At 42.7% G+C, this 6,545-nt stretch carries 4 protein-coding genes; all 4 read right to left on the bottom strand.

Annotated features, from left to right (window positions below; genetic code table 11):
• Window positions 1-1,505, bottom strand: a 1,505-nt coding sequence (locus B2R65_RS17050; protein ID WP_286744650.1) for a DUF294 nucleotidyltransferase-like domain-containing protein, incomplete at its 3' end; no start/stop codon positions are given.
• 137 nt (window positions 1,506-1,642) lie between these two features.
• Entirely contained in the window at window positions 1,643-4,720 is a 3,078-nt protein-coding gene (locus B2R65_RS17055) for an efflux RND transporter permease subunit (RefSeq protein ID WP_273610151.1), read from the bottom strand.
• Between the two features lie 2 nt (window positions 4,721-4,722).
• Entirely contained in the window at window positions 4,723-5,739 is a 1,017-nt protein-coding gene (locus tag B2R65_RS17060) for an efflux RND transporter periplasmic adaptor subunit (protein WP_286744654.1), read from the bottom strand.
• Window positions 5,740-5,992: 253 nt separating this feature from the next.
• Window positions 5,993-6,545, bottom strand: a 553-nt coding sequence (locus B2R65_RS17065) for a rhodanese-like domain-containing protein (protein ID WP_286744657.1), incomplete at its 5' end; no start/stop codon positions are given.

The raw sequence follows: 6,545 nt of genomic DNA on the forward strand, positions 1-6,545 counted from the left end.
CCTTTAAAAAACCCAAGTGGCGGTGTGCGGTTTCGGGCATTGGCAGCCATATTTGCTAAAAACACACGGTTTTGTTTACTTTGCTTAGCAATAAAAATTTTAAGCTCGTCGGCCCATTTTGTTTTACCCCACACCCCATCTAAATCAAAAAATATTGAGCTGTTAAGCAGTGCTTGTGGTTTAGGTAAGGCTATCCACTGTGAGAATTGATCAAACCATTGCGAACGTGTTTTACGCCATTTTTTGAACGAGGCCATTATCTCGCCGCTGCAATAGGTATAACCACATTGCGCTAAGCCATCACACACGAAATCAGAAATATTTTGAAAGTACTCGTTGTGTTTTTCATCATCGTAATTGTCATCCAAAATAAGCGCGTTATCTTGATCTGTTACAATAAGTTGTTCATCTCGCGCCATAGAGCCTAACGCTATAAAACAGTAAGGTACTGGCGGCGGGCCATATTTTTCTTCAGCCAGTACTAATAAGCGCTGTTTAAAAGTACGCCCTATTACCGCCATTGCCGTACCAATCATATGTGAATTAGCATCTTCGTTTACCATACGTACAAATACATTGGGCAGCTGGCGCGCGTAATGTGCTAAATCTTCAATGGTTTGCTGCGCTAAAATACCGCGCACCAAGAGTAAGCTACTCTGCGACTCGTACCTTAAAATATCGGATAGCGAAATAACCCCAATAGGTCGGCGCTTTTGTACCACAGGTAAGTGGTGCAAGTTGTCGCGCAGCATGGCAAGGACGGCTTCAAATACATAGGCATTTGAATCAAGCAGTACAAGATTAGTCGACATAATTTTATCTGCGGTAACATCAAGCCCGAGGCCTTCGGCTACCACTTTTGTGCGTATATCGCGGTCGGTAATAATGCCTACAATTTGCCCATCGTCTTCTTCTGGGTCGTCGCTTATTGGTTTGTCTAAATCGGTAACTAACACAGAAGAAACCGCTTCTTCTGTCATTACTTTAGCCACATCTTGTATGGTGGTTTGCGTACTTAGTGTTACCACATCGCGGTGAATGAGCGATTTAACTTTGGCGGTTGTTAAATCGTTGCTGTCGGCTTGCTCAACTAACGCTTGGCGAAGGCGTACATTGCCATCGGCTTCAAAATAATCAGCAAAGCCGTCAAACTCGTCACAAAAACGGTTAAACAGCGTAAAGTTAATACAATACACTAGGGTGTCTTCGAGCGCCTTTGCAGGAAAACGCACTTTACGATTCATCAACAAGCCCATTTGGCCAAAAATACCGCCCACATCTAAGCGGTTATAAAGCTCGTTATTACGACGATAAATTTCCACAGAGCCACTGCGAATTATAAATAAATCAGCGATGTCTTGGCCTAACGTTAAAATATCAGTTTGCGAGCGGTAGTAAGCTACCTCAACTTGTTGCGCAAGCTCGTTTAAAGCGTTTGTCGGTAAGTCATCAAATGGCGGGTGCTGCGCTAAAAACTGCGCAATTTCAACTTGTTCGGCTTGCATTGGGAATTCCTTGTGGCCACACAAAAAGGCATGTATATGCTTAAGTGGCTATCTTAACAAACAAGTAGTGCCAATCAAGCCATAACCATGCCCAGTACACTTTTAATTTAAAAACGTTGCTGAGCATGGCTTTAAGGTTAGATTTTTTCAAGCTCTTGTGCGAGCTGCTTAGATTCATCCCCCCTTGGCGTGGTAAAGCGTGCTAAGCCTAAGTAAATTACCGGAGTAAGATAAAGCGTAAACAACACCGCAAGTGCTAAGCCGCCAAACACCACCCAGCCAATTGCATTTCGGGCCTCAGCCCCTGCGCCTGTAGAGAGAATTAACGGCAATGCTCCAAGTAGAGTAGATATAAGAGTCATCGTAATTGGGCGTAAACGTACCAGCGCAGCTTGCTCGACGGCTTTTCTGACCGTCAAGCCTTGATCGCGTAATTGGTCTGCAAATTCAACAAGCAAAATTGCGTTTTTAGCGATTAAGCCTATCAGCATCACTAAACCAATTTGAGAGTAAATATTTAACGACGTGCCGGTTAAATAAAGCGCTAATATGGCCGAGGTAATACCAAAGGGAACGGTTATCATAACCACAATGGCACTATTTACATTTTCAAATTGAGCAGCCAATACTAAAAATACAATTAAAAAAGCAAGTACATAAGTTACAAGTACTTCGCTGGATGTTTCTTCATACGTTAGCGCTTCGCCTTTAAACGCTAGTGCAATACCTGGCTCTAACGATTGCTCAGACACCGTTTTTATTTGCTCTACTAAAGCAGCAATGGTTAACGATTCTGGCAACTCCATACTGAGCTCTATTGAGCGGCGCTGGGCATGACGTTCAAGCTCTGCAGCCACCCCCTCTTCAGAAATATAGGCCACACTACTTAACGGTACTAAACTGCTATTACCCGCTCTGATGTATAAATTAGCCAAATCACTTGGACTGTTTATGGTTTGGTTTTGCGCTTGGAGCATAATTGGCACAGACTGATCGCCAATGTTTAAATCTTCTACATCGTCGCCATTTATTGCTGCGCGCAAAGTAATGGCAATGTCGTCTAGCGATACACCGAGCTCTTGTGCACGGCGTCTGTCTATATTTACTCTAAGTTGTGGTTGCGATGGCTGATAAGAAATACGCACAGGTGCCACCTCAGGAACGGCTTTTTCTAATGCCGCAGAAAACTGCTGAGCCGCTTTAAATATTTGCAAATAATCTTGCCCAAGCAGCGCGATTTCAACGCCTCCCCCTTGACCACGTAGATTTAAACTATTAGCCCCACCTGGGTAAGCCGGTGCTCCTGGAATATCGCCAAGTGGCTGGCGTATCTTATTAATAATTTCTTGTTGGCTAAAATGGCGCTCATCCCAATGCTTTAATGGCACAGTAATAAACACAATATTAGGGTCCCATTGGCCTACCACAGTATAAATTGACTCAATTTCGCCGCTATCGACAAAAGGAAGTAAAATATCTTCCATTTTTATCGCCTGCCTATCCATAAAGTTTAGCCCTACACCATCTGGGCCACGTGCAAATATACGAATTTTTCCTCGGTCTTCTGTTGGCAAAAGCTCGCTGTCTAAACTGGCGTACAACGCCCCTGAGCCTGCTGCAACCAATAAACAGAGCGCAAACGTAAGCCATGCGTGGTTAAGCACTTTATGAATTGTTTTTGTATAAATACCACCCAACCAATGGCCTAGTTTAGCAAATGGGTGAAAACCGCCCTGCTTCAACTTTAATTTGGAGGTAAGAGCAGGCACTAATGAAAGTGCCACAAAGCTTGATATAATTACCGCACCGGCAAGTACTCCACCAAACTCTCTAAATAAGCGACCCGCAGTAGAGGGTAAAAACGCAATAGGTATAAATACAGCGGCAAGTACAGCCGTGGTTGCTACAACAGCAAAAAACACTTCGCGAGTGCCTATTACAGCAGCTGCCCGACGCCCTAAACCTAGCCCCCGCTGGCGCTGAATATTTTCACTTACTACTATGGCATCATCAACAATTAAGCCTGTGGCTAATACAAGCGCCAACAAGGTTAAAATATTTATTGAAAAACCCAGTGCCCAAATAAGTGCTAAAGACCCTATTAAAGCAACAGGAATAGCAAAAGCAGGCACTAAAGTGGCGCGCCAAGAGCCAATAAATACCCACAAAGTGACAACCACTAACAATACTGTAAGTAATAAAGAGTAAATTACTTCATCTACTGAGCTTCTTATAAATTGTGCGTCATCGGAGGTAAGTGTAAATTCCATTTCTGGAAAGCGCGTTTGCATGCTTGTAATAAGCTTGAGCACTTCATCTGATATTTCAATTGTATTTGATTGTGCTTGTCGAATAATTTCCATGCCAATAACGGGCTTACCGTTTAGCCTTACCATAGAGCGCGGATCGGCAGGGCCAAAATACACAGCCGCAATATCACTAATTCGGGTATCGCCTTGTATTATAATATCGCCAACTTGCTCTGGAGTAATAGAGGTTGCATCGGCACGTACAATAATTTGCTGATCGTTTGACTTTAAACTCCCTGCTGGCACATCAAACGGTGCTTGGCTAAGCACTTGTGCTACATCGGGCACTGTTAAATTAAAGCTACTTAGTTTTAGCGGGTCTATTCGTACTCTTAATACGCGTTCTCTATCTCCGTTTAAGCGTACATCTGCGACACCCGGAATAGTTAAAAATTGCGGCGCTAAGTCAACATTTACGCGCTCGGTAAGTGCTTCAAGCGATAAACTTTCACTTGAAACAGTCAGAGATACAACTGCTTCGGCGTCGTTGTCGGCTTTAATAATAGAAACACGTTCTACTTCCTCTGGAAGGTCTCGCTCTACACGTGCAATAGACTCACGCGTTTCATTCGCGGCGTCATCTAAGTTTATGCCTGGTCTAAATTCGACCACAATACGTGCATTTCCCTCTTCACTTTGTGCACGTATTGATTTAACGCCACTTACACGCGCTACTGCGCCTTCTAATTTGCTGGTTACTTCGGTATCAACGGTCTCAGGCGAGCCGCCAGGAAATGGCGCCGAAACCGTAATACGTGGTCTATCTACATCAGGAAGCTCTCTTACTTCAACACCCGCAATAGCAGCAATACCTGCAATAATAATTAATAAGTTAAGCACCACAATAAGTACTGGGCGGCGAATCGCCATTGAGGGTAAATCTTGCATCATAGGTTGCTGTTTCATACCTACTCCTGCGTATCTTGCGCGGGTAAATTAAAGCTTAGCTCTTGGCCTGCACGTAAGCGTTGTACCCCTTCAATTACTAAAGTATCGCCTTTATTTAACGGCCCAGAAACCAATAATCGCCCCGCCAAGCGCTGCTCTATTTTTACATCAACACGTGTGGCTTTTTTATCAACGCTGGTCCATACATACGGGCCTGTTGCCCCCCACAGTAATGCAGCCTCAGGAACTGCAGCAAAACGCTCGCCTAACACTTCAATATGTACTCTAAAGCTCATACCAGGTAAAAATTGTTGTTTTTCATTATTTAGCTTGGCTTTAACACGTAAAGTACGAGTTTGTGGGTCTACGCGTGAATCTAAATAGGCAATATCAGCGTTAATGGCAGTGTCTGATTGCCAAGGAAACACCGTTAAGTTGCTTTTATTACGCAGCATACTGATAGCCGACTCCGGTGCGTTAAAATTTATGTACAAGCTTGTTGTGTCATCTATTGTGGCAATGGGCGTTTGCTCGGTTATTCTATCGCCTACCTCAACATCTGTTAAACCCATAATGCCATTTATCGGCGCAATTACTTTTCTGTCTTCAAGCTCAGTTTGGGCCTGTATGAGGGTAACTTTGGCAAGTTCTACAACGGTTTTAGCATCATCAACATCGCTTTTAGGCACTGCGCCTTTGGCCTGACTTTGTTCTAATCGTTTTAGTATTCGCTGGGTGTCGGCAAGTTTAATTTTAGCCTCATCAAGCGCTGCTTTTTGCCTACGAGAATCAAGTTCGAGTAAAGTATCGCCTTTTTTTACTTTATCACCTGGCTTAAAAAAAACGCCTGTTACTCTATCGCCTACTGCAGGGTACATTACAACCGAATGTTTTGCCTCTGTATTTCCTACCGCTTGCACTTGTTGTTTTGCACTTTCTAGGGCAATTTTTTGTACAACAACGTTCGCACTCATTACAGGAAGGCTGAAAAACAGCAGAGAACTAAGCACACCGATTAAAAAGTTTTGCGATTTCAAAGTAACACCTTAATTAATTATTATTTCTATTACCTTACGAAGTCTAACAGCTGATTGATCAATAGGTAGGATAGAACGATAAATTAGCAAAACTATAAGATGAAATTAAATTGGTAATACCAATTGATTTTTGAAAAAGGCGCCTAAAGACTAAGCATTTATACAAATACAGGCAGGATTAAACTAAAAAGTGGCTATATAAATAAAAAAGCCCAGTATAAACTGGGCTATGTAGATAATAGGTAGTTAAAGATTATTTACCGCGCTGGGCTTCTTTTTGTGCTTTTTTAGCTTCTTTACGTTGTTGTAAAACCGCTTGCGCTTCATTACCAATGTGCCCTTCACCACGTGCTTGTGCTAATTCTATTTGCTTTTGACGCTCAGCAAAACGAGCACGTTGCTCATCAGTTACAATGTCGATACAGTGATGACACGAAACACCTTCCATGTATTCTGGCTTTTGCTTTTCTTCTTCTGTAATCGGCATACGACACGCATGACATTGATCGTAAGAACCTTTTTGTAAATCATGATTTACTGCTACACGATTATCAAAAACAAAACACTCGCCTTCCCACATTGTTTCTTCTTTTGGCACTTCTTCTAGGTATTTTAAAATACCGCCTTCAAGGTGGTAAACTTCATCAAACCCTTGCTCTTTCATGTAAGCCGTTGATTTTTCGCAGCGAATACCACCGGTACAAAACATGGCAACTTTTTTGTGTTTTTCTGGGTCTAAATTTTCTTTAGCCCACTGAGGGAACTCTCGGAAAGTTTTGGTATTAGGATCGACTGCATTTTGAAAA

Origin of the sequence: Pseudoalteromonas sp. UBA2102 (assembly GCF_002331165.1) — a bacterium.
Lineage (GTDB): Bacteria > Pseudomonadota > Gammaproteobacteria > Enterobacterales > Alteromonadaceae > Pseudoalteromonas > Pseudoalteromonas atlantica.